22 protein-coding genes are annotated in these 23,658 nt (G+C 65.6%); 7 read left to right on the top strand and 15 right to left on the bottom strand.

From position 1 onward, the window contains the following. The first annotated feature begins 44 nt into the window (after window positions 1–44). Complete coding sequence (locus AU192_RS18475; protein WP_064398718.1) at window positions 45–1,388, top strand: Dyp-type peroxidase; 1,344 nt, start codon at window positions 45–47, stop codon at window positions 1,386–1,388. Then, the gene (locus AU192_RS18470) at window positions 1,385–2,398 is read left to right on the top strand and encodes a hypothetical protein (protein ID WP_064398716.1); all 1,014 of its coding nucleotides are present in this window, start codon (window positions 1,385–1,387) and stop codon (window positions 2,396–2,398) included. The genes AU192_RS18475 and AU192_RS18470 overlap by 4 nt, the downstream gene beginning before the upstream one ends. A 27-nt stretch (window positions 2,399–2,425) precedes the next feature. Here the strand turns inward: AU192_RS18470 and AU192_RS18465 are convergent, their stop codons facing one another. Then, window positions 2,426–3,214: a spirocyclase AveC family protein gene (locus AU192_RS18465; protein WP_064398714.1), complete on the bottom strand. Its 789-nt coding sequence runs from the start codon at window positions 3,212–3,214 to the stop codon at window positions 2,426–2,428. Window positions 3,215–3,417: 203 nt separating this feature from the next. On the opposite strand from AU192_RS18465, the gene AU192_RS18460 reads away from it, so the two are divergent. Then, complete coding sequence (locus tag AU192_RS18460; RefSeq protein ID WP_064398712.1) at window positions 3,418–4,074, top strand: TetR/AcrR family transcriptional regulator; 657 nt, start codon at window positions 3,418–3,420, stop codon at window positions 4,072–4,074. Here AU192_RS18460 and AU192_RS18455 read toward each other — a convergent pair. From AU192_RS18455 to AU192_RS18410, 10 genes are all read right to left on the bottom strand, one after another. Continuing rightward, entirely contained in the window at window positions 4,071–4,949 is an 879-nt protein-coding gene (locus AU192_RS18455) for a mycofactocin-coupled SDR family oxidoreductase (protein WP_064398711.1), read from the bottom strand. The two genes, AU192_RS18460 and AU192_RS18455, sit on opposite strands and share 4 nt — an antisense overlap. A gap of 63 nt (window positions 4,950–5,012) precedes the next feature. Further along, window positions 5,013–6,281, bottom strand: a complete 1,269-nt coding sequence (locus tag AU192_RS18450) for a cytochrome P450 (RefSeq protein ID WP_064398709.1) — start codon at window positions 6,279–6,281, stop codon at window positions 5,013–5,015. Next, window positions 6,278–7,189 (bottom strand): SDR family NAD(P)-dependent oxidoreductase, encoded by a 912-nt coding sequence (locus tag AU192_RS18445; protein ID WP_064398706.1) that lies wholly within the window; start codon window positions 7,187–7,189, stop codon window positions 6,278–6,280. Before AU192_RS18445 ends, AU192_RS18450 begins: the two co-directional genes overlap by 4 nt. Next, window positions 7,186–8,409, bottom strand: coding sequence for a cytochrome P450 (locus tag AU192_RS18440; RefSeq protein WP_064398704.1), 1,224 nt, complete (start codon window positions 8,407–8,409; stop codon window positions 7,186–7,188). The genes AU192_RS18445 and AU192_RS18440 overlap by 4 nt, the downstream gene beginning before the upstream one ends. A gap of 10 nt (window positions 8,410–8,419) precedes the next feature. Further along, window positions 8,420–9,898 carry an aldehyde dehydrogenase family protein gene (locus AU192_RS18435; protein WP_064398702.1) on the bottom strand — a complete coding sequence of 493 codons (1,479 nt, stop codon included), beginning with the start codon at window positions 9,896–9,898 and terminating at the stop codon, window positions 8,420–8,422. Then, entirely contained in the window at window positions 9,891–10,778 is an 888-nt protein-coding gene (locus AU192_RS18430) for an SDR family oxidoreductase (RefSeq protein ID WP_064398701.1), read from the bottom strand. Before AU192_RS18430 ends, AU192_RS18435 begins: the two co-directional genes overlap by 8 nt. Further along, the gene (locus AU192_RS18425) at window positions 10,771–11,916 is read right to left on the bottom strand and encodes a spirocyclase AveC family protein (RefSeq protein WP_064398699.1); all 1,146 of its coding nucleotides are present in this window, start codon (window positions 11,914–11,916) and stop codon (window positions 10,771–10,773) included. Before AU192_RS18425 ends, AU192_RS18430 begins: the two co-directional genes overlap by 8 nt. 3 nt (window positions 11,917–11,919) lie before the next feature. After that, window positions 11,920–13,032 carry an ABC transporter substrate-binding protein gene (locus AU192_RS18420; protein WP_064398696.1) on the bottom strand — a complete coding sequence of 371 codons (1,113 nt, stop codon included), beginning with the start codon at window positions 13,030–13,032 and terminating at the stop codon, window positions 11,920–11,922. Between the two features lie 60 nt (window positions 13,033–13,092). After that, on the bottom strand, window positions 13,093–13,899 hold the full coding sequence (locus tag AU192_RS18415) for a CbbQ/NirQ/NorQ/GpvN family protein (RefSeq protein ID WP_064398694.1): 807 nt from the start codon (window positions 13,897–13,899) through the stop codon (window positions 13,093–13,095). Window positions 13,900–13,955: 56 nt separating this feature from the next. Next, the gene (locus AU192_RS18410) at window positions 13,956–15,659 is read right to left on the bottom strand and encodes a nitric oxide reductase activation protein NorD (RefSeq protein WP_064398692.1); all 1,704 of its coding nucleotides are present in this window, start codon (window positions 15,657–15,659) and stop codon (window positions 13,956–13,958) included. 80 nt (window positions 15,660–15,739) lie between these two features. Here AU192_RS18410 and AU192_RS18405 point away from each other — a divergent pair, with 80 nt between their 5' ends. The 4 genes from AU192_RS18405 to AU192_RS18390 all read left to right on the top strand — a co-directional run bounded on the left by AU192_RS18405 (window position 15,740) and on the right by AU192_RS18390 (window position 19,385). Continuing rightward, a complete protein-coding gene (locus AU192_RS18405; protein ID WP_064398690.1) occupies window positions 15,740–16,669 on the top strand; it encodes an SDR family NAD(P)-dependent oxidoreductase in 930 nt (309 codons plus the stop codon). 86 nt (window positions 16,670–16,755) lie between these two features. Then, on the top strand, window positions 16,756–17,403 hold the full coding sequence (locus AU192_RS18400) for a nitroreductase family protein (RefSeq protein WP_064398688.1): 648 nt from the start codon (window positions 16,756–16,758) through the stop codon (window positions 17,401–17,403). Then, window positions 17,400–17,933, top strand: coding sequence for a nuclear transport factor 2 family protein (locus AU192_RS18395; protein WP_066809334.1), 534 nt, complete (start codon window positions 17,400–17,402; stop codon window positions 17,931–17,933). The genes AU192_RS18400 and AU192_RS18395 overlap by 4 nt, the downstream gene beginning before the upstream one ends. A 141-nt stretch (window positions 17,934–18,074) precedes the next feature. Further along, a complete protein-coding gene (locus tag AU192_RS18390) occupies window positions 18,075–19,385 on the top strand; it encodes a TetR/AcrR family transcriptional regulator (RefSeq protein ID WP_235630195.1) in 1,311 nt (436 codons plus the stop codon). On the opposite strand, the gene AU192_RS18385 is transcribed toward AU192_RS18390, so the two are convergent. The 4 genes from AU192_RS18385 to AU192_RS18370 are packed head-to-tail and all read right to left on the bottom strand — an operon-like array spanning window position 19,372 to window position 23,628. Then, the gene (locus AU192_RS18385; protein ID WP_064398683.1) at window positions 19,372–20,568 is read right to left on the bottom strand and encodes a cytochrome P450; all 1,197 of its coding nucleotides are present in this window, start codon (window positions 20,566–20,568) and stop codon (window positions 19,372–19,374) included. The two genes, AU192_RS18390 and AU192_RS18385, sit on opposite strands and share 14 nt — an antisense overlap. Continuing rightward, the gene (locus AU192_RS18380; protein WP_064398681.1) at window positions 20,565–21,554 is read right to left on the bottom strand and encodes an LLM class flavin-dependent oxidoreductase; all 990 of its coding nucleotides are present in this window, start codon (window positions 21,552–21,554) and stop codon (window positions 20,565–20,567) included. Before AU192_RS18380 ends, AU192_RS18385 begins: the two co-directional genes overlap by 4 nt. 16 nt (window positions 21,555–21,570) lie before the next feature. Next, complete coding sequence (locus tag AU192_RS18375; RefSeq protein WP_064398680.1) at window positions 21,571–22,644, bottom strand: NAD(P)H-dependent amine dehydrogenase family protein; 1,074 nt, start codon at window positions 22,642–22,644, stop codon at window positions 21,571–21,573. A 15-nt stretch (window positions 22,645–22,659) separates the two neighbouring features. Beyond that, window positions 22,660–23,628 carry an LLM class flavin-dependent oxidoreductase gene (locus AU192_RS18370; RefSeq protein WP_064398678.1) on the bottom strand — a complete coding sequence of 323 codons (969 nt, stop codon included), beginning with the start codon at window positions 23,626–23,628 and terminating at the stop codon, window positions 22,660–22,662. Between the last annotated feature and the right edge of the window lie 30 nt (window positions 23,629–23,658).

Here is a 23,658-nt window from a genome sequence, read left to right as displayed (position 1 = left end):
TGGCGAATAACGGCCTGGGCGTGGACGAAAGGTCGTCAACGGCAATGACTTCGACGGCACGAGAGCTCGAGCTCGACGACATACAGCACATTCTGCTGACCCGCACTCCCGCGATCACCGGACGGTACGAATTCCTGACCTTCGACACCGCCGAGGGCGGTCGCGCCTGGCTCGCCGCACTGCTCGACAAGGTTCAGTCCGCCGCCGATGTCCGCGCCACGATGGATACCTCGCACCGCTGGGTCACCATCGCGTTCACCTGGCAGGGGCTGCGCGCGCTCGGCGTCTCCGACGAGTCGCTGGCAAGCTTCCCTGACGCCTTCCGCGAGGGGATGGCCGCACGTGCGAGCATCCTCGGTGACACCGGCGCCTGCGCACCCGAGCGTTGGGTCGGGGGGCTGGCGGGTGACGATCTGCACGCCATCGCGATCCTGTTCTCTCGGACCGACGAGCAATACCGCAAATCCATCGACGAACACGACAAGCTGCTCGCCCGCACCGACGGAGTGCGCAGCCTGTCGTTCCTCGACCTCAACGCCACCCCTCCATTCAATTACGCGCACGACCACTTCGGCTTCCGTGACCGGTTGTCCCAGCCCGTGATGAAGGGATCGGGCGAAGATCCGACGCCGGGCTCCGGCGACCCGTTGGAACCGGGCGAGTTCATCCTCGGCTACCCCGATGAGAACGGTCCCGTATCGGATCTGCCGCAACCGGAGACGTTGTCGCGCAACGGTAGTTACATGGCATACCGTCGGCTGGAGGAACACGTCGCGCTGTTCCGCGAGTATCTGCGCGAGAACTCCGCGGACCCGGAGGGACAGGAACTGCTCGCCGCGAAATTCATGGGTCGCTGGCGAAGCGGCGCCCCGCTGGTTCTCGCGCCCGACAGGGACGATCCCGAGCTGGGCGCCGATCCGATGCGCAACAACGACTTCAACTACAAGCAGATGGACCCCTTCGGGTATGCCTGCCCGCTCGGTTCGCACGCACGCCGCCTCAACCCACGCGACACCGCGCACTACATGAACCGGCGGAGGATGATCCGTCGCGGCGCCACCTACGGTCCGGCGTTACCGGAAGGCGCACCCGACGACGGCGTCGACCGGGGCATCGCCGCATTCATCATCTGTGCCGACCTGGTACGCCAATTCGAGTTCGCGCAGAACGTCTGGGTCAATGACAAAACCTTCCACGAACTCGACAACGAGCACGACCCGATCTGCGGAACGCAGGACGGCACCCTGGACTTCACGGTACCGAAGCGGCCCATTCGTAAGGTGCACAAGGGTATTCCGGCGTTCACCACCCTCAAAGGTGGCGCCTACTTCTTCCTGCCCGGAATGGGCGGCCTCCGTCATCTCGCAGGATTGGGGGAAGGGCCATGACGGCTCCGTCAGCGGCGCGCACCTACAACCAGCACCACATCCCGCGTTCTTACGACGGGCGCAGACGCATCAGTATCTACTGGACGTGGAGCTATCCCTGGGAGGCGCAGCGCGACCCGGGCGAGATGTACAACCGGTTCTCGACCATGACCGAAGTGCGAAACGCTCTCTGGCCCAATTACGAAACACCCGAGTACGACGCCGCCCAGTTCCTCCAGGGCATCGCGGGAACGTTGGAACTCTTCCATCGCTCCACGCTGGCCTTCCAAGCCCTGGCCGGGGAGGCGACCGGACATCCGGTGGCGGTGTTCCAACGAATCGACCAGGCCGGCTACCGCCTGCCGATCGACGAGCGGATCCTCGCCGACACCGACACCCTGATGGTGTTCGGCCTCGACCACATCCTGTCCGAACAGGAAGCCGCAGCCGAAGAGATCGCCGCGATCAAGCAGTGGCTGCAACGCGAAGGCACATGCCTTCTGCTCGCCCCGCATCACGATGTCGGATTCTCCGACGACTTCGGCCAGCGCCAGATCGAGTTCGCACACCACGGCGATCCGTTGGTCCCGCGCCAGCAGCGGTTCGGCCAGTACACCCGGTCGCTGATGACGGCACTCGACGTCCCCGTCCTCAACAAATGGGGCCTACGGCCTGCGGTCATCGAGCGCACGAGCGAGATCGCGCCGTTGACCGGTTTCCGCGACCTCGATTCGCCCGGCCTGCTCGACAATGTCACCACGTTCAACTTCCACCCGCACCTACCCCATTACGAGCTGACCGCACCGGAGAGCGACAGCGTTCGGGTGCTCGGGCGCCAGCGCGTAGACCCGCACCGTCCACACCCCTTCACCGCCGACGGCACCACCGAGTTCAACGCGCTGATCTGGATGCCGCCGGCGGGTCAGCGGGCCGGCGACATCGTGCTGATCGATTCGACACACTTCACGACGTTGTTCGGCGGAACCGACAGCCTGCGCAACCTGTGGCACAACCTGGCGACGATGCGGTGAGTGCAGCACCTATGCCCTGGGGCGGTCTCAGCGGGGCTGGTTCGGCACACCGGGGAACAGCTGCTCGGTTGGACCGGACGTCACGTACCCGCCGAGTTTTGTCACCAGGTGCGGTGCGAACACCGCGCCGTACATCAGGTGGCCCACCACGACGACGGCGGCGATCGACAGCAGTGACGATCCGACAGGGCTCGTCGACCGTTTGTCCGCCCACACCTCGATCACGTTGCGCCCCTGCGAATCGACTCGCCCGAGGAGATAGGTGAACACCATCATCTGCAGACCCATCGCGAATGCGTCGTAGAGCGGATACTGGAACCTGCTGCCCTCGAAGATCGCCAGTCCCGGGATCACGTATCCGTAGTAGAAGACCCCGAGGCGGGGACCGAAGAACCCGTTGAACAGCAGCGCCCAGCAGAAACCGACGACCAGACCCACGATCAGCAGCGTTTGCGGCCTGCGCCAACCGAATCGCCGAATCAGGCCCCGCCCGAGCGCTGCGCCGACCACTGCGGGCAGCACGAAGTAGGGGATGTATCCGATCGGCACCGATGAGGGAAGTCCGCCGCCCCATGTCATGTTCATCGGCCACCACGACGGCATGCGCGGAAGTGCGGGCGGGAACTGGGCATACACCGCCCAGTCGTACGGCGCCTCGATCCACGAGAACGAGATCGCCGAAATCGACAGCAGCAGCAGTGGATGGAGGCGCCCGCGCCGGATGCTCAGGTACACGCCGTAGGCCAGGAACAACACTCCGCCGACGTAGGCGAAGGACAAGCCGACGACCAACGCCGGCGTCAGCTCCGTGCTCATCGGTCGTCCTCCGCGACCGCCTTCTGGCCGCGTGCTTCGGGATCGAAGTACAGCACCAAGCCGACGATCAACGCGAGCAGCCCGAACAGCGTTCCGAGCATGATGAGTTGACCCATGACCACGTCCCTTCCGCACCCTCGCCAGCTGTAATAGTGCACACTATTACCAGTGCTGCGGTCAAGGGACGACTATCGTCATGTGCCGTGCCCCAGCGACGTTCGCCGAAGAAGGGATCCGTCCCGGAGGCGCCTGCCGGGCGCAGGGCCCCAGGCGAGGCCCGGCGGCTCCTGCTGGACGCCGCCCGTGAACTGTTCGCGCGCCGGGACTATCGCAGCACCACCACGCGGGAGATCGCCGAGGCGGCAGGCGTCACCGAATACCTGCTGTTCCGCCATTTCGGCTCCAAAGCGGGCCTGTTCCGGGAAGCCCTCGTTCTCCCGTTCACCGACTTCGTCGACGACTTCGGAAAGACCTGGCAGGCCGTCATTCCCGACAAGGTCACCGAGGAGGAACTGACCCGGCAGTTCGTCGGCCGCCTCTATGACGTGCTCATCGAGCATCGCGGCCTCGTGCTGACCCTCGTCTCCTCGGACGGCCTCACCGACGATGAGATCGACAGCGCCGGTATCGCCGACATCCGTCGGGCGCTCACGCTGCTCGGCCAGATCAGCGCCGAAGGTATCCGCCTGCGCGGGCTGCGCTCGGATCAGCCCGACCTTCCCGCGCACTCGACGGTCGCGATGATCGTCGGGATGGTGGCACTGCGTTCGACCTTCTTCGGCAACAGACCGCCGTCGCGGGAGGCGATCGTCGACGAACTCGTGCAGGCGATCCTGCACGGATTCCTGCACCGGCCTTAGCCGCCGGGCCCGTTGGGCCACTTCAGCAGCGATCCGGCGTCCACGCGGATGTGCTGGCCGGTGATGTAGCGGCTGTCGTCACTGGCCAGAAACACTCCGAGGTTGGCCATGTCCTCGGGCTCGATATACGGAATCGGCATGGCCTGAAAGAGCGTGAAGAGCGGTTCGGCGTCTTCGCGGGTCGGTGTCTTGCCCTCGGCCTTCAGGTCGGGCCGGAAGACGCCGTACATTCCCTCGTTCTGCAACAGGTGGGTGTTGCAGTTCGTGGGGTGGATGGCGTTGATGCGAATCATCCGCGGCGCCAAGTGAAGACACATCTCGTCGACGTACTCGATCACGACGCGCTTGCTCCATCCGTATCCAGCACCGCCGGGTCCCATGTCCGGGCTGGTCGTGGTGCCGCGAATCATGCCCGCGGTGGAACCGGTCACGATGATCGAGGCACCGTCGGGCAGATGTGGTAGCGCCACAGCGACGGTGTTCATCACGCCGACCAGGTCGACGTCGGAGGCGTCGACGAAGCCCATCGGATCGGGGTTTCCCATCGCCATCGGCAGGATGCCGGCGTTGGCGACGACGACGTCGATCTTGCCGAGATCGGCCACCCCCGCCTCCACCGCCTCGCGAAGTTCGTGGCGTTCGCGGACGTCGGCGACCCGGGCCACGACGCGGCGTCCGGTCTCTTTGACGGCGCGCTCGGTTTCGGCGAGATCCTCGGGGGTGGCGAGCGGGTACGGATTCGACGGGATGTCACGGCAGATGTCGACCGCGATGATGTCGGCGCCCTCCTTGGCCATCGCGATCGCGTGCGCGCGACCCTGACCCCTGGCGGCACCCGTGATGAAAGCGACCTTGCCGTCGAGCTTTCCGGTCATGTCAATGCTCCTTCGATTCTTGCCGGTCCAGACACGTGGCGAGGCGCTCGCCGGGACACATCGTCATCCGAGCGGGGTGAACGTGATGTGCAGTTCGTTGAGCCCACGCATGATGAAGGTCGGCTCATAGGTGAAACGGCGGTCGTCGGGCGGACCGTGGTGTTCGGTCGAGATCGCGATGTCGGTCATCCGGTCGAGAATCCGGTTCAACGATATCCGTCCTTCTGCCCGGGCCAACGGCGCGCCCGGGCAGGAATGGACGCCGCGGATGAACGCGATCTGCTCGCGCACATTGGGCCGGTCGGGTCGGAAGACGTTGGGGTCGGCGAACTTCCGCTCGTCGCGGTTACAGGCGCCGGGCAGCAGCATCACCGTCGTTCCCGCAGGCACCTCGACTTCACCGATCTTGGTGGTCGTGCGTGCCATCCGGAAGTGGGACTTGACGGGGCTTTCCATCCGCAACGTCTCCTCGAGGAAGGCGGGGATCTTGCTGCGGTCGTCGCGGAGTTCCTTCTCGAAGTCGGCGTTCTCGGCGATGAACCGCACCGCCGAGCTGACCAACTTCGTGGTCGTCTCGGTGCCGGCTGCGAACAGGAACGTCGACAGGTTCATGACGTCCTCGATCTCGGGCGTCGACCCGTCTTCGTGCTTGGCCTGCGCCAGCTCGGTGAGCACGTCCTCCCGGGGGGAGCGCCTGCGGTCCTCGATGTAGGAGTAGAACTTCTCGTTGAGCCACTCCAGTGGGTTGTGCGATGTCGGCGCGTCCTTGCCGAGCTCGCCGACCGTCTCCATGGCGAAGACCCCTTTGAACTCCTCATGATCTTCGACGGGCACACCGAGAAGGTCGGCGATGACCAGCAGCGAGAACGGTTTGGCATAGGCGGACAGGAATTCACAGCTGCCCTTGGCGAGAAAGGTGTCGAGTTGCTGGTCTGCCAAACGCCACATGAAGTCCTCGTTCTCCTTGAGGCGTTTGGGCGTGATGAGTTTGTTCAGCAGGCCACGGGTGCGAGTGTGCAGCGGCGGATCCTGCGATGTGATGTGTTCGGCCATGGGCACAGCGGCGCGGTGTTGTTCGATCAGCTCGCTGACGTCATCGGACTCCCCTGGCCCGAAGGGCATGCCCGAGAACGGGCCGGCGACCGATACACAGGAGGAGAACGCGGGGTCCTTGTAGACCGCGAGCGCCTCTTCGTAACCGGTCACGGCCAGCACATTGAAGGGAGTCGCTTGGGCCACCGGGCATTTGGACCGCAGATGATCGAAATACGGATACGGGTCGGGGACAAGCGTCGCGTCGGTGAAGAAGTCGACGGTATCGAAATCGGTCACAAGACACTCCTGGTTGCTTCGGTCACGTAGGCGTCGTCGACGCTCATGATCTGGTCGAGGTTCTCGGCGATGTCTTCGACCGTCAGCGGCTGTTTCCAGATCCCTTGGGTGCGCACGACCGCGAGGCGGGAGACACCGCCCATCCCCGTCAGCAAGACCTCACCGTTGAGCGGGCACGACTCGTGCGCCAGGAAAGCCGCTGCGGGAGCGCACAGTTCAGGAGGCATGCTGGCGTTGATCTCGGCCATCATGTCCTCTGACATGCCGTACAGCTCAGCCAGTTGCCGGCCCTGCGAGGCGGACATGCGGGTGTAGGCCCGCGGCGCGATCGCATTGACTGCGATGCCGTGGGCCGCGCCTTCGGTGGCCAGGTTGCGGGTAAGCCCCCAGACCGCGCCCTTGGCCGCGCCGTAGCTGGTCAGTTCGGGGATGCCGCCGAGCATCGCCTCGGAGACGGTGTTGACGATCCGCCCCGTGCCTGCCTTGACGAAATGTGGCCATGCCGCCCGCGCGACGAAAAGCGTTCCGAAATAGTGCACGTCGAGCATTCCGCGGACCCTGTCCTCCGGCAGCGTCTCGAACAGCCCAGGGTCGTGGATGCCGGCGTTGTTGACCACCGCATCGATTCGCCCGAACTCGTCGACCGCGGTGTCCACCACCGTCTGCGCCCCGGACTCGTCGGCGACGGAGGCGTTGCACGCCACCGCCCGGCCGCCGGCTTGCGCGATCTCCTCGACCACCGAGTCAGCCGGACGCGATGCGCATGCGCGACCGTCGATGTCCGCCCCGTTGTCGGCGACGACGACGCAAGCCCCCTTGGCGGCGAGCAGCAGCGCGTGACCGCGGCCGATCCCGCGGCCGCCGCCGGTGACGACCACCACCCGGTCGTCGAAGCGCAGATCGCTCACGGGCTGCCCGACGGGTCGAACACGATGGGCAGCGCGGTCGGAGAACGGAACACCTGCCCGCGGATGTAGGCCTCGTCCGCCCCGGGGTCGAGCCGAAGGTTGGGCAGGCGGTCCAGCAGGAGGTTGAGCGCCACCCGCATCTCCAGGCGTGCCAGATGCATGCCCAGGCAGACGTGCACCCCGTGGCCCCAGCCGATGTTGGCCTTGGCTTCGCGGAAGATGTCGAACTGATCCGGCTGCGGGAAGCGCTCATCCTGTCGGTTGGCCGCACCCAACACCGGCATCACCGACGAACCCTCGGGAATGTGCACACCACCGAGTTCGGTGTCGCGGCTCGCGATCCGGGTGATCATGCTCAGCGGTGGCTCCCAACGCACCGCTTCCTCGATCGCCTGCGGTATCAACGACCGGTCAGCCCGGATCGCGTCGAGCTGTTCGGGGTTCGACAACAAGCCGAACAACAGGTTCCCCAGCGACCGGTACGTCGTCTCGACGCCAGCGGGCAGCAGCAGCCGCAGAAACGAGAAGATCTCTTCGTCGGAGAGCTTTTCCCCGTCGATCTCGGCCGCGCCCAGCCGACTGATCAAATCGTCGCGCGGTTCCTCGCGTCGCGCGGCCAGAATTGGCCGGAAGTAGTCGGCCAGCGCCATCGACGCCTCCCGGCCGCGTTCCGGGTTGATGGTGAACGACAGCAGCGAGATCGACCACTTCTGAAACTGTGCGTAGTCGTCCTGCGGCAGGCCCAACAACCCGGCGATGATCAGCGTGGGGTACGGGAAGTTGAACTCCTTGACGAGGTCGACACGTCCCCGATTGGCGAACCGGTCGATCAGCGCGTTGCCGATCTTGGTCACCAGCGTGTCTTCCCAACGGGCCAGGGCCTTCTGCGAGAACGCCTTGGCCACCAGCGCCCGGTGCCTGCCGTGCTCGGGTTCGTCCATGCCGAGCATCACATGCTTACCGAACACGTCCCCGAACGCCTGGATGATGATCGCCGAGGAGAACGTCTCGTTGTCCCGCAGCATCCGCTGGGCCTCTTCATAGCGATAAACCATGACGATCGGCTTACCCTCTTGCCCTGGTAGACCTGGGATCTCGATCTTCTGGACCGGCTCTTCGCGGCGCAGCCTGGCCATCTCCGTGTAGGGGTCACGCACATCGCCGGAAACGAAGTCGTCGAACTCTCCGAAGTCCTCGAGGTCCTCGAATAACAGTTGCATGGCTTTCCCCCTACGAACCCGCCGGATAGGCGACGGACTTGATCTCGGTGTACTGGTCGAACCCGGCGACACCGTTCTGGCGTCCGATACCGCTGGCTTTGTAACCGCCGAACGGCGTGTCGGCGCCGTACCCGGCGGTGCCGTTCAACCCGATGAATCCGGCGCGTAGTCGTCTTGCCACTGACAGGGCCTTCTCCAGCGTTCCGGCCATCACGTTGCCCGCCAGGCCGTACGGACTGTCGTTGGCGATACGCACCGCGTCGTCCTCGTCGTCGAACGGGATCACCGAGAGCACCGGGCCGAAGATCTCCTCCTGGGCGATGGTCATCGAATTGTCGACGTCGACGAAAAGTGTTGGCTTGACGAAGAACCCCTTGTCCATGCCCTCAGGGGCCTCGGCTCCCCCGACGAGCAGGGTCGCGCCCTCCTCGACGCCCTTGTCGATGTATCCGCGGATGCGCCCGCGCTGCTTGTCGGAGATGACCGGTCCGCACAGCGTGCCCGGATCCTGCGGATCCCCGGGCGCGACACCTTCGTAGATGCCCTTGAGGATTTCGACGCCTTCGTCGTAGCGCGAACGCGGCAGAAGCAGCCGGGTCGGGTTGGCGCACCCCTGACCCGCGTGCATACACGGCGCGATACCCATCATGCAGCCCAGCGCGAAATCCGCGTCCTCGAGCACGATGGTCGCCGACTTGCCGCCCAGTTCCAGGAACAACCGCTTCATCGTCGCGGCGCCCTTCTCCATGATCCGCCTGCCGACGACAGTGGATCCGGTGAACGAGATCAGGTCCACCTTCGGTGACAGGGTGAGTTCTTCACCGACAAAGTGATCCGAGGCGGTGACGACATTGACGACACCCGGTGGGATGTCGGTGTTCTCGGCGATCAGCCGGCCCAGCCGGGTTGCGTTGTACGGGGTGTTGGGCGCCGGCTTGAGCACGACGGTGTTGCCGGTACCGAGGGCTTGGCCGATCTTCTGGATGGTGACCTCGAAGGGGAAGTTCCACGGCACGATCGCCCCGACCACGCCGACGGGTTCGCGCCAGACTTTTCGGGTGGTGTTGACCCCGGTGACCGACACCAGCGCATCGCCCAACGAGGTCTCCCAGGGGTATTCGTCGATCAGCCGAGCCGGGTACCGCAGCGCGTCGGCCAACGGCGCATCGAGTTGGGGGCCGTGCGTGATGGCACGCGGACAGCCCACCTCGAGGATGAGCTCCTCGCGCAGCTCTTCCTGTTCGGACTCGAGTGCCTCCTGCAGCTGCAGCAGGCACCGCTGCCGGAACGCATGGTCGGTGGACCAGTCCGTCTCGTCGAACGCCCGCCGCGCCGCGTCGATCGCGCGGTGCATATCGGCCTTCGAAGCATCGGCGACCTCGCCGAGCACCTCTTCGGTCGCCGGGTTGAGGTTGGTGAAGGTGCCGGCCTCACCGTCGACGAGCTTGCCGTCGATCATCATCTTCGATTCGAAGCAAACGTCAGCCATGGTCTCTGCTCCCTCGTAGCGCGCCGAATCGCGGGATTCCCATCATCAGCCGGATCATCTGGTGCAATCCGGCCGACGGGAACACCCGGTTGGCGATCAACAACATTCGCGCGTCGGGGCCCACCGGCCGCTTGACGAACGGCTTCGAACTGTCCAGCGCCTCGGCCAGGCCCTCCGCGAACTTCTCGGGCGACCGTGCGGCCATGCGCATAGCCGCGCGGCCACGCTTGTCCATCGTGCGGTGGTGCCGCGCATAGGGACCATCCAAATCGCGACAGTCGGTGGTTCCCGCATCGGTGATGATCTCGGTGTCGTAGGTACCGGTCACCAGAATCGTGACGCCGATGCCGAAGGGCGCGATCTCGGCGGCCATCGACTCGCCCCAGCGTTCCAAAGCGCCCTTGACCGCCGAATACGGTGCGGTGGCCGGCATTCCGCGCACACCACCCTGGCTCGACACCAGCACGATGCGGCCGCGCCCGGCTTCGCGCATGGACGGCAGCAACGCCCTGGTCAGCGCGACGGGACCGAAGATGTTGGTCGCGAACATCTGCTCCCACAGATTCACCGGTGTCTCCTCGACCATTCCGGCAGCCGAGATGCCGGCGTTGTGCACCAGCGCATGTGGCGCGCCGACCGCCTCCTCGATGGACTTGGCGGCCGCCTCGATCGACGCGGTGTCGGTGAGGTCGAGCGTGACACCGATCAGGTTCGGATCGTTCGGCGCCGCGCCGGTCGCCTCACGCAGCCGTTGCATGCCGGCATCGACGGACCGCATGGCCGCGACGACCCGCCAGCCCCGCCGGTACAGATGGGTGGCCGATGCCAATCCGAGCCCGCGCGAGGCGCCGGTGATCACGACGCTGCGCGCTTTATCCATTCTGGGCGTCCGGTGCGCACCGGTTGCTCTTCTCACCCAGCTCCACGTCTGGGCGCCCGTCGGGCTGCCCGCTCATCCAGGTCGACATGATGCCGACGGAATACGGACCCGGTTGGCCGTTCGCTTCGTAGAAGCCCTGAGGGTCATAGATCTTCACTTCCGGATACGGCCACGGGCAGGCCACCGACGTGGAGATCTTGGTCGCCTTGACGATCGCGAAAAGCCCGCCGTAACAGAAGTAGGCGACGTTGATGATCACGAACATCACGACGAAGGTGCCCAACCTGGGCCTCGAGGCGAAAATCCGCGCTCGCTGAGCGAGCTTCTCCGCGACCGATTTACCGGTGTCGTCGCGGTAGAGCAGCACGCCGGCGGGGATCATCACGAACGTCACCGCCACCACTTCCCAGATCAACGGGAACTGATAGGTGTCTCCGGTGAACACCGACGCCCACGGCGGCACCTGTGAATAGATGTACATGCCGGTGCGCACCAGGGTGATCTCGAGCGCTGCGTCCACCACCACCCCGATCGGGAAGATGATGGCCGCCAGGCTGATCAGCGGATGGCGCCACACGAACGACTCGACAGGCCTGCGCGCCTGCAGTTTCCGCAAAATCCAGATCGCCGGGAAGTAGGGCCCGAGGTAGAACATCACGTATCCGAGGACCACGAACGGTTCCACCGTCGGTGACAGCGACACCAACGGCCAGTCCTCGGGCAGGTGCGCCAGCTCGGGATTGTAGACCGCGAACGGCGACCAGTTCATGATCGGGTCTTGCCACACGATCAACGACGTCACGAGTGCCATCAGCAACGTCGGGTTGTGCGGGTTTCGTCGCCAGTGCACCACCCACAAGGTGATGATGACGGCCATCGTGACGACGGTGAAGGTCTCGAGGATCACCACCCACGTGGACGTGCTCCACCCGAACAGCACCTCGACGGGCCGCGGTGTCCCCTCGACATCAGGATTGGCGATGCGTGGGGACCCCGGACCCTTACGGGTGTTGACGGCGAAAAACACCGCGACGGCAAGGAGTGCCGCCACCGAGATCGACGGCCCGAGCCAGGACCGTTTCGTCGGCCCCGGAGAGTCCGGCGAGGTGGCTTCGGCCTTCGGCGTTTCAGTGGTCACGGTTCACTCCTCACCAAAGCGGTCGACGAGATGAGAGTTGACGCCGTCGGCGTCCAGCCTTCGAGCGACGAGATACCCGGCGCCCATCCACGCCCGGCGCGTCCAGTTGCCGAACGAGACACGGGTTCCCGGTGCCCCCGCGGCGGCGGGCATCATCTTGACGCGTTCCAAGGCCTCCTTGACGCCGCGCGGACTGAGTGGATGCGCATCGCTGCACGCGCGCAGCAACGCCGTGGCGACGTCGCAGTTCACCACGGGCACACAGTATTCCGGCCTGCGGCCGAACTTCTCCTGGTACTTGTCGAGGAACCGCTGACCAACAGGGTTGCCCTCGTCGTACTGGTCCACGCCAGTCCACCCCATGAACGCGTTCCACATGATCGGGTTGATCCACGCGTTCTGGAATGCCGTGCTGGTGAACCGCGGTGGATCCCAACCGAGTTCTTCCAGCGCCGGGTTGACGAACACGATGCCGAACCCGAAACCGGCATGCACCACGGCCTGCGCCTTGGCTTCGTGCAGTGTGCGCACCGCTTCCGAGACGTCTTGGGCCGTCTGCGCGATCGCGGCTTCGGCGACGATCCGGATCCCCTTGCGCCGGCATGCGTTCCGGAAGTTCTTCACGTACGTCTCGCCGACCAGTGACTGCTCCATGAGGACGCCGACCTCGTGGTGTCCACCCTTGGCCAGAAGGTCCGCCCAGAAGATCGGCTCGTCGGTCAAAGACCCCTGCGGAAACGCGAACGTCCACTCCCCCAGCCATGCGTCGCTGCCGGTGACGCTCAGCGCGGGCACCCGGAACCGCTCCTCGATGGCCTCGCGGGTCGGCACGCAGTTGTCGGTGATGTGCGGGCCGAACACCGCGAGGCACCCCTCGTCGACGAGTTCGCCGTAGGCGTCGATCACCGCCTTGACCGAACCTTTCGGCAGCCCCTCGACCTCCTTGTAGATGATTTCGATGGGGCGATCGATCACGCCATTCTCAACCGCCTCGGCGAAGATCAGCTCGAAGGGATTGGACAGATCTTCCTTCATCTCCTGCGGATACAGGTCGGGCAGCTTGAAGTCCATGAGGTACCCGAACTTGATCGGTTCCGCGGTGCTCTCGTAGGACATGCCACCTCCGTTGTAGAAACCTAATATTTGTTCAGACAGTAGCGAGGGTCATGATCGGGGTCAATCATCCGGCGCCTGGTCGACCAAGTACGCGTCGATCATCTCGAGCAGGCCGCGGGTGACGGTCGCGTCGTCGGTCAGCGGGCCCGCGATCGCGGCCCGTGCGGCGTCCCGCGGGGTCAAACCTTCGCCGATCAGCCGCCCTGCGGCGATCAGTACCCGCGTCGAAGCGACTTCGCGCAGTCCCCCCGTCTCCAACCGCCGGATCGCATGGCCCAGCCGGACCAGGTCCGCGGCGCGGTCGTGAGCGATGCCCGCTTCGCTGGCGACGATCTTCTCCTCGACGTCGGCTGTGGGAAAACCGAATTCGATCGCAACCATCCGCTGCCTTGTGGAGTCCTTGAGATCCTTGAGCACGCTCTGGTAGCCCGGGTTGTAGGAGACGACCAAACAGAACCCGGGCGCCGCTTCCAGCGTGACCCCGAGCCGTTCGATCGGAAGTTGTCTGCGGTGGTCGGCCAGCGGATGCAGCACGACGGTGGTGTCCTGGCGGGCTTCCACGACCTCGTCGAGATAGCAGATGGCGCCGTCGCGGACCGCACGGGTCAGGGGCCCGTCGACCCACTCGGTTTCACCGCCGCGCAGCAGAAACCGGCCGACGAGGTCGGCGGTGGTCAGGTCGTCATGGCAGGCGACGGTGATCAGCGGACGATCCAGGTCATGGGCCATCGCCTCGACGAACCGCGTCTTGCCACAGCCCGTCGGACCCTTCAGTGCGATGGAAAGCCCCTGCTTGTATGCGGCCTTGAAGACCTGCTCCTCGTTCGCGACGGGCACGTAGTAGGGCCGCGGTGGCTTCACCTGCATGGCTTCCCTTCGGTTCGAGCTCGCATAAGGACCCTAGCGCGGAACAGATGTTTGGTTCAAGGTGTAGTCGCAGTCGACACCCGCCGACGCAGGTCCGCGGTGCGTAGCGCCGAGCGGAACAACGGACCGATCACGTCGGCCAGCTGCGTGGGCTTGGGTATCGACGCGTGCGCAGCGCTGCCGAACACCATGGCCAGCTCCCCCGAGTCGGTGGCGGCGCCGATCGTCAAGCACAAGCAGCCGATACCTTCTCGTCGGGCCTCCCCCAACGCCCGGCGTACGTCGGCCGCACCGTAGCGCCGTTCGTAGCCGTGGTCGTAGGCCAAGCCGTCGGACAGCACGACCAGCAGGCGTCGTGACGTGCCCGCCTTCTCCGTCATCACCGCCGTACCGTGCCGAATGGCCGCCCCCAGTCGTGAGTAGGCGCCCGGGGTGAGGCTGCCCAGGCGCCGCATGACCATCGCGTCGAGGTGATCGTCGAAGCGCTTGACTGGCACGAGATGAACCGCCGAGCGACCCTGTGACTGAAACGCGTACAGCGCGACGCGGTCCCCGAGTTCATGGAGGGCAACGGTCAGCGCCGCCGCGGCCGTCCGCTGCTGCTCGTGCACGGTCTGGCCGTAAGTGCCCGATTCGCCTGCCGAACCGGAGACGTCGAGCAGGACGAGTACGGCCAAATCGCGACGCCTTCGCAGATTGTCGAGGTAGACGGCCTCGTCGGGCGTCGAGCCCGCCAGCGTTTCCACGCGTGCCTCGACCGCGGCATCGACGTCGATATCGTCGCCCTGGACCTGCCGGTGACACCGGTCCAGCCCGATGCCCAGGCGGGTGAGGGGGCGCCGCAAGGCGTGGACATCCGGGCGAACCAACGCTTCCCCCTTCTCGATCGGTGCGTCGATCTCGATCACGGTGCACCAGTCGGGACGGTAGCCGCGTCGCTGGAAGTCCCACTCGTCATACGTGCGCCCCCCGGTTGTGGAGGCTTCCCAGCCGTCAGCGTCCACCGCACCGGCCGCACTCGAGGTCACCGCGCCTGCGCCACGAAATCCCCTGCGGGACCGATGGGTTGGCGTATCCGCGCCCGGCGTGCCCGCACCGGAGAGTTTGCGGACACTCTTTGTCATCCGTTTCAGAAGCTTGCCGAGCACACCGCCCCCACCAACGGGACTCGTGAAGGGATCCATCACGTCTTCGCCGTCGTCCAAGCCGTCATCGTCGTCGTCGAGGTCTGCCAGTTCCTTGTTCGCCTCGCGCCGAGGGGCGTGCCCGCCGGCCGATTCCACCTGCGCGGCGGAGGCGCGGTTGGCCAACAGCTTCTGCGCCCTGATGACGCCGAAGCCCGCGGGCGGATCGGCGATGTCACGACTTTGCCCCGCCACCTTCAAGGAACCGACCGCCGAATCCGCGCGGGCAGCAAGGTCACAGTCGAGAAGGCGGCGGACACCCGTCGGCAGCAGGTCGTCGTTGACCGACAACGCCCGCTGACCCTCGACCGCGAGGTACCGGCGCGCCAGGGCCGGCCGCCTGACGAGTTTGCGCACCACGTCCGCTTCCAGGCCTCCACTGGCCAGCAGCGAGGCCTGCACCGTGACCGCCTCGAGTTGGCGGTGCGCGCCGGCGGATGGGTCGACGAACAGCGTGACGCCGTCGGTCCATGCCGGTTCGCCGGGAGTGGCAGGCGCGACCGCTATCGTGCGGCCGGCCAGGGCCGAGGCCAGCAGCGCCAAGCGCTTGGGATCGTCGGCGTCCTCGCTCGTCATCGAGTGCGCCCTTTCTCGTTGACCAAATATCTGTTCCAACGTAGAGTCCGGCCGGACCGCCGTCAATCGCCGGAGGAACGATGATCGATTTCGCCGACCAGGTCGCCGTGGTCACCGGGGCGGGCCGCGGGCTCGGCCGTGTGTATGCGCTCGAGTTGGCAAGGCGCGGAGCATCGATCGTCGTCAATGACATCGGCGCAACCATGCATGGAGGCGGCCTGGACACGGCGGTCGCCGATCAGGTGGTCGACGAGATCACCGCGTCCGGCGGCACGGCCGTAGCGTCCTATGACTCGGTCGACAGCCCGGCTGGCGGTGAGGCCATCGTACGAACCGCCCTCGACGAGTTCGGCCGGCTCGACGCGGTGATCAGCAATGCGGGCATCTTCAACTCCATCGCGTTCGACGAACTGACTCCCGTCGAGTGGCGACGCATGCTTTCGGTTCATCTCGACGGCGCGTTCTACCTGTCGCAGCCCGCCTACCGGGTGATGAAGAAGCAGGGCTACGGGCGGTTCGTATTCATCGCGTCGTCGGCGGGCATGTTCGGTCAGCACCTGGAGGCGCATTACGCGGCGGCCAAGGCCGGCATCGTCGGCCTGACCAATGTCATCGCGCTTGAGGGTGAACCGCACGGCATCCGCGCCAACACCGTGCTGCCCTTCGGGATCTCCCGGATGGTCACCGAAACGCTGGGCGACCCGAAAGCCCTCGAGGACAACGGTTTCTTCGCCGCCATCCGTCCCGAGCTCGTCGCTCCACTGGTGGTGTACCTGGCCAGCCGGGCGTGCGATGTCAACCATCAGAACTTCTCCGCATGCGCGGGCCGGTTCGCCAGGGTCTTCATCGGGCTGAGCGAGGGCTGGCTGGCACCACGGGACGGCGACCCGACGGCCGAGGACATCGCCGGCCACCTCGAGGCGGTCGCGGCCACCGATCCGTTCACCGTTCCGGGATCGATCTACGACGAGGTGTTCGCGGTGACGCGGCGCCTCGGGGTCACCGGCTGAACATCATTCTCGACCGGCCTCACCATCATTGACCAAAAATCTGTTCCGCATTATCGTCTCCGCGGAGACCGAGCACAAGGAGCGCCATGGACATCGACCAGCTCCTGACGACAACCCGATCGGCACGAAAATCGCTTGACCTCGATACAGCTGTCGATCGTCGCGACGTCGCAGAGTGCCTGCGGATCGGGATGCACGCCGCCAACGGCTCGAACCAACAGAGCTGGCGCTGGGTAGCCGTTTTCGACGAGGAAATCCGCGCGCAGCTCGCCGAGCTCTACCGCGACGCCTATCTGCAGAGGGTCGGTGGGCAACTGATCGCCGACCTGTTGCCACCCGAAACACCCGGCAAGAAGATCATGTCCTCGACCGAGTGGCTGGTCGAGAACATGGCGAAAGTCCCACTTCTCGTAATCCCCTGCTACGAACCGTATCTGCCGCGCGTCGACGGTGACGAGTCGTTCTACCAGGCGACGCTGTACGGTTCGATCTTCCCCGCCGTCTGGAACTTCGCGCTCGCGCTTCACACGCGTGGCTACGGAACCTGCGTGACGACGTTGCATCTGACCTACGAGGCAACGGTCCGCGATCTGCTCGGCATCCCGGAAAGTTACGTCCAGGGCTGCCTTCTGCCGGTCGGCCGGCTGCGGCCCGGCGTCAGATTCCGTCCGGCGGAACGTCGACCGATAGCCGAGGTGGTCGCCGTGGACACGTGGGAGGGGACATCGCTGTGAACGAGAGGTTGCAGGCGTTGAGCGACCGCGCGGACATCTTCGACTGCATGCAGCGGTACGCCCGCGGGATGGATCGACGCGACCGCGAACTGGTGCGTTCGGCCTACCACGACGGTGCGGTCGACGAGCACATCGGTTTCGTCGGCCCCGTCGACGAATTCATTGACTGGGCATTCGCGTACCACGAGACGCAACCCCGCTACCAGCACTACCTGCTGAACCACACCGCGGACATCACAGGGGACCGGGCGCACGCCGAAACCTACTATCTGTTCGTCGGCACCGACCGCGCCCCGGCAAACCATCTGACCGTCAACGGCGGCCGCTACATCGACCGGCTCGAGCGCCGGGACGGCCGTTGGGCCATCGCCGCGCGGGTCTGCGTCGTGGAATGGCACACCGAGGGAACGACGCTGATCACCGACGAGACCATGGGCTTTCTCGCCGACATCCTCACCGTCGCGCACGACCGAAGTGACATCTCCTACGAGCGCCCGCTGAACCCCGTTCGCTTTCCCTCCAGTTCGTGACTGCCCGGCCCCGCTGCCGGCGCTTTCCCCTCGACCGACACTGCCCGGTAACCCAGTTCTGGTAACGTTAACCAAACTTTGGGTCGGTTCGACCAAACAGGTGGACGGGAGCCTGGCATTGGAGGTGTCGTGGGGCGTCGTGTGACGCCGAAGGCCGACCTCGCGAAGCACGCGGGCCATTCCTACGACGACGGCACCCGGCGGACCGAAATCTTGCAGACGGCGGCGTCGTTGATCGCCACGTCCGGGCTGCGCACGTCACTTCAAGAGATCGCCGACGCCGCAGGCATCTTGCCCGGCAGCCTGTATCACCATTTCGAGTCCAAGGAGGCAATCCTCGTCGAGTTGCTTCGGCGCTACCACGAGGACCTCGATCGCATCGCCGATCAAGCCCTCAATCGGCTCGACGACCCCGCCCCGCTGTCGGCGTTCGATCGGATCGTCGAGTTGGGCGCCGCAGTCGCCCAGTGCGCGGTGACCCACAGCGCCGCACTACAGATGACGTTCTACGAGACACCGACCTCGAATCCGGAACTGGCCGCGCTGGCTCAACAGCGCCCCGCGAAGATCCTCGAAGCGATGGTGCAGACGCTGCGTGCCGCGCGGTGGAGCGGTTATCTACGCCCGGACGTCGACCTGCCCATCCTTGCCGACCGGATCGTCCAGTCGATGCGCCAAATCGGACTCGACGTCATCCGACACAGCGCAGGCGCCGACAAGGTTGCGGCCACGCTGTGCCGGATCCTGCTGGAAGGACTGGCCACCGTCCCTCCCAGTGACGCCGAACTTGATCGCTCCCCCGCGTTCATCGCCGCCGATGACGCGGTGAAGTCGTGGATCGAGGAGGAAGAGAACGCGCCCAACGATAAGGCCTCACACGTGCGCGCAGTCGCCCGAGCCGAATTCGGGCGAAAAGGGTACGAGGTCACCACGATCCGCGACATCGCATCGGCCGCCGGCCTCGGCACCGGGACGGTGTACCGCTTGATCGGGTCGAAAGAGGAACTGCTGGCCTCGATCATGCAGTCGTTCGGTGAGAAGGTCGCCGAGGTGGGGTGGACGAGCGTGCTGCGGTCCGAGGCGTCGGCGGTCGAGAAACTCGATGCGTTGAGCTGGATCCACACCAACGCGCTCGCCCACTTCGGCGACGAGTTCCGGATTCAGCTGGCATGGATGCGGCAGTCTCCTCCGGACACCCCCAACATCGCATGGCTGTTCACCAAACGCGTCCGTCAAATGAAATCTCTGCTCACCGCGGGGATTCGCGCCGGCGAGATCGCGATTGACGCACCGTCGAACGAGACGCTGGCCCGCGTCGTCATCGGGGTGTCGTGGATCCCGGAGAACCTTCTTCACGACCTGGGCCCCCGCGCGTCGCAGATCCACGTCCGCGACACCCTGCTGCGCGGCGTCACCACGCGCTCGGCAGCCGAGGACGCTAGCCGACGATGATCGGCAGCCTGCCCCAGCCTCGCACGCTGGAGGTGTGGGCCATCGCGGCGTCCTCGTAGTCGACCTCCCACTCGGGCCACCGGCGCAGCATCTCCTCGAGTGCGACCCTGGCCTGCATCCTGGCCAACGACGAACCGAGACAGAAGTGCAGCCCCAGCCCGAACGACAAGTGTGACCCGCCGCGATGGATGTCGAAACTCTCTCCATCGGGATAGCGTCGCTCGTCCCGATTGGCAGAACCGTTGAGCAACAACATCACCGAGCCCTCGGCGATCGTCTTCCCGTACGCCACGGTGTCGCGGGCGACATACCGGCCCTGTACCGGCGACGGCGCCTGGTAGCGCAACACCTCCTCGATCGCACGCGGTATCAGCGAGAAGTCGTCGACCAGTTCGCGTCGCTGATCGGGATGCTCGGCGAGCAGCTGGGCGATGAAACCGATCAGCCTGGTGGTTGTCTCGTTCCCGGCACCAGCGATCATGGATGTGTACGTCAACACCTCGATGCGCGACAGTGGCCGGAGTTGACCGTCGTCCTCGACTTCGGCGTTGAGCAATTGAGTCATGAGATCATCCGACGGATGCTCTGCCCGCCATTCGATGTAGTCGGCGAACAACTGATAAGCGTTCTCGAACGTCGCGGCCGACACTGCCTGAAAACTGCCCTCCTTCAGCCCTATCGACGCATCGGTGTTGTCGCGGATCTGTTGCTGACCCTGCTCGGGTATGCCCAGCAGGTAACCGATCGTCCGCATCGGGATCAACGCCCCGAAATCGCCGATCACGTCGAAACGGGAGGCGCCCGATAAGGAGTCGAGCGCACGAACGCAGAACTGGCGCACTAGAGACTCGATGCCCTCCATTCGGCGCGGTGTGAAGACCTTCGACAGCACCCGCCGGTGAATGTCGTGAAGCGGAGGGTCCTCGAACAGGATCACCCCGGGCGGCACGTCCACACCGCTCATGATGACGTCCATCGTGGTGCCCTTGCCCGACCGATAGGTGTCCCAGTCGTGCAACCCCTGGGCGACATCGTCGTAGCGGCTCAACGCGTAGAAGTTGTACTTGTCGTTGTAATAGAGCGGCGCCTCGTCGCGCATCCGCTTCCAGATCGGGTACGGGTCGTCGTCGATGTCGAAATCGAATGGGTCGTAGTACAGATCGACGGTATCGGTATCGGTCATCTGCTGTTCTCTCCTGTCGTCGTCGGGGTCGCTGCCGCGTCAGCGGCGCGCCTCAGATATGGCCACGCGATCTCGGGTGGAATACCGCCGCACAGCGGCGAAAGGTTGAGAAACCCTCCCCCGCGGATGATTTCGCTCGCCGCATCGGAGGTGATGATCCGGTGCGAACTGTAGTGGTGGCGCAACTCCTCCACATCGCGCGCCGCCGAGATGCCGGCCGAAGCGTGGTTGTCCGGATTCCACCGCGCATACATCTGGGCGTCGTGAAACAGGTGTTCGCCGATCTCTTCCCACGCCTCATCGACGTCGTCGGCGACGAACGTGACCGTCGGCGTGTCGGGCGGGGGCAAAAGCACACCGCCTGGCTCGTACCCGTGCTCGCGTGACGCGGTTTCGTACGCGTCCCGCATACCGGTAACGCTGCCGTTGGCCAGAAGCCCCAGACCGTAACGGCCGGCGCGGCGCGCCGCAGCGAGGCTTGCACCGCCCCACATCAGGGTGGGCCCGCCGCGAGTGCACGGTGGCGGTGACACCATGATGCGGCGATTGTCGTGCACTGTGGGCCGGCCGGTCAGCAGCGCCCGCAGCAAGTCGAGGTTCTCGTCGGCCAGCGCGCCCCGGCGTGACCGGTCGATGCCGAAGTGCTCGAACTCCTCGGGGCGGTAACCCAGCCCGAATACATACGAGGCCCGGCCGTTACTGAGAATGTCGAGCACCGCCACGTCTTCGGCCAGCCGGACCGGATCGTAGAACGGAAGTATCACCACCACGCTGAGCGCCAACCGCTCAGTACGGGCCGCGATCGCCGATGCCAACATCGTGGGTGCGGGAAGATATCCGTCCTCCGATCCGTGGTGCTCGCACAGCACCGCCGCCACGCATCCGTGCTGCTCGGCCCACGCCGACATGTCGATCGCCGCCGCATACAGGTCGGTCGTCGTCGCGCCAAAACTCGGTGCCCGCATGTCGAACCGGATCGAGAACATCGCTGAGTACCGCTGCTCACCCGAACGCGTACCGGGGCAACGTGTTCGGCAGGTCAAGCGAGCTCAGCAGGCCGGCGGGAGCGGCCACCACGTAGGGAATCGCGTTGACCACGCGCATCGCGGTGGCGGCCATCGCGGCATGTCCCGCACCGTGCCCCTCGGCGGCGCCGACGTTCATCGCGCAGTGGATGTCGGGATCACCGTCGATGTCGACGCGATACGTGGCGTCGAACGCCGAGGACGGCCAGTCCGGCGCGACGTCGCGTGCCATCCGGATGATGTGCTGGACGACGATGGCTTCCCGACCGTTGACCACACCCGCGGCCCGAGTGCTCACCGCACCGCACGTGCCGGCCTCGATCGTGCCGAACGCCACCTCGATGTCTCTGTCGGTGATCCGGCGGTCGAGGCTGCCGCGGACCTCCTCGACCTCGACGCCAAGACCGGCCGCGATCAGGTGAATCGGTGCTCGCCAGGCCATTTCGATGAATCCCGGCGTCTTGAGCAGCGGTTCGAAATCGAGTGGGCGTCCGAAGCCCATGCCGTTCATCATCACATCGGCCACCGGGTAGTGGTCGTTGAGCGCGACCTCGGTGACGGTCACGCAACGGATCCGCTTCGACTGCGTGGCCAACACCAGCGCGAGCTGATCGGAGCCGAAGCCGGGAAAGATCCCAGAGGCGTAGAAGGACGCGCCGCCCTTGTTCGCGGCCTGTTCCATCTGGTCGCGCCACTCCGGTGAGTAATAGGCGGGGGGATAGATCAAGGTGGTCGACGACGTCGACACGACATTGATCCCGGCCTCGAGAAGTTTTAGGTAATCGGGCACCGCCGCCGCGTCGCGTTCCGGTCCGCTCGCGGCGTACACCACGCAGTCCGGTTGCAGCGCCACCAACGCATCCGCGTCGTTGGTCGCCGTCACGCCGATCGGATCCCCACCGGCGAGCTCTCCGGCGTCCTTGCCGATCTTGTCCTCGGAGTGCACCCACACACCTACCAGCTCGAGATCAGGTCTGCCCCGGATCGCGTCGATGGCGATCGATCCGACGCCTCCTGTCGACCAGACGACGGTCCTCAGCGGCCTTGTCACGGATTCTCCTGTCGTTCAGATTGATGCGGCTGCCATCGCGGCGCGTTCGAGATACGGCCAAGCCAGCGCGGGCGGTAAACCGCCGCACAGTGGAAGCAGCGGAAGCGGCGTGCCGTCTTCGGCATACGTGGCGGCCTCCTCGGGTGTGAAGATGCGGTACGGCCCGCCCGGTTCCCGCAGTTCGGCCACGCTCTGCGCCCTCGAGATGCTCGCCACCGAATCGTCGCCGTGCCGGTAGGCGGCGGCCATCACCGCGTCGTGCAGCAAGTACGGCCCCAACTCCTGCCATGCCGCGTCCACATCCTCGGCGACGAAGACGGTCGTCGGCGCCCCCTCGCGGGGGAACTGCATGAGTCCGGGCTCGAATCCGTTGTCACGACATTCGTTCTCGTAGAACCGCTTCAGCTCCTCAGAAGCCACCTGGGAGATGAAACCCAGCCCGTGCCGGGCGGCGCGCCGAGCGGCGGCCCTGCTGCCTCCGGCGATCAGCAGGTACGGCCCGCCGGGAGTCGCCGGAGGCGGCGTGACCTGGACGCGGCGGCCGTCGATGTCGATCGGCTCCCCGGTCAACAGTCGCAAGAGCTGCGCCAGCGACTCGTCGGCGACCGCGCCCCGCCGGCTCATGTCCACACCGAAGTGCTCGTACTCCTCGGCGCGGTGCCCGATGCCGAACGCATAGGAGACGCGGCCGCGACTGATGATGTCGAGCACGGCGATGTTCTCGGCCAGCCGGACGATGTCCCAGAAGGTGATCGGCACGGCGGCCAGCATGATCGCCAGCCGCGTGGTTCGCGCGGCGATCGCCGACGCCAGGAGGTGCGGCGACGGCAGATGCCCGTCCTCGGTGCCGTGATGTTCGGAGAGCACGGCGACAACCGCACCGCGCGTCTCGGCCCATTCGCACATCTGCACAGCGCACGCATAAAGGTCGGTTGCAGGCGCGCCGGCAGCGGGCGCGCGCATGTCGAAACGAAGCGTGAACATCAGCGCCGCAAGAAGGCCGAAGGATCCACG

Source organism: Mycobacterium lehmannii, assembly GCF_001499925.1.
Lineage (GTDB): Bacteria > Actinomycetota > Actinomycetes > Mycobacteriales > Mycobacteriaceae > Mycobacterium > Mycobacterium lehmannii.
This window is presented reverse-complemented; position numbering and strand designations above follow the sequence as displayed.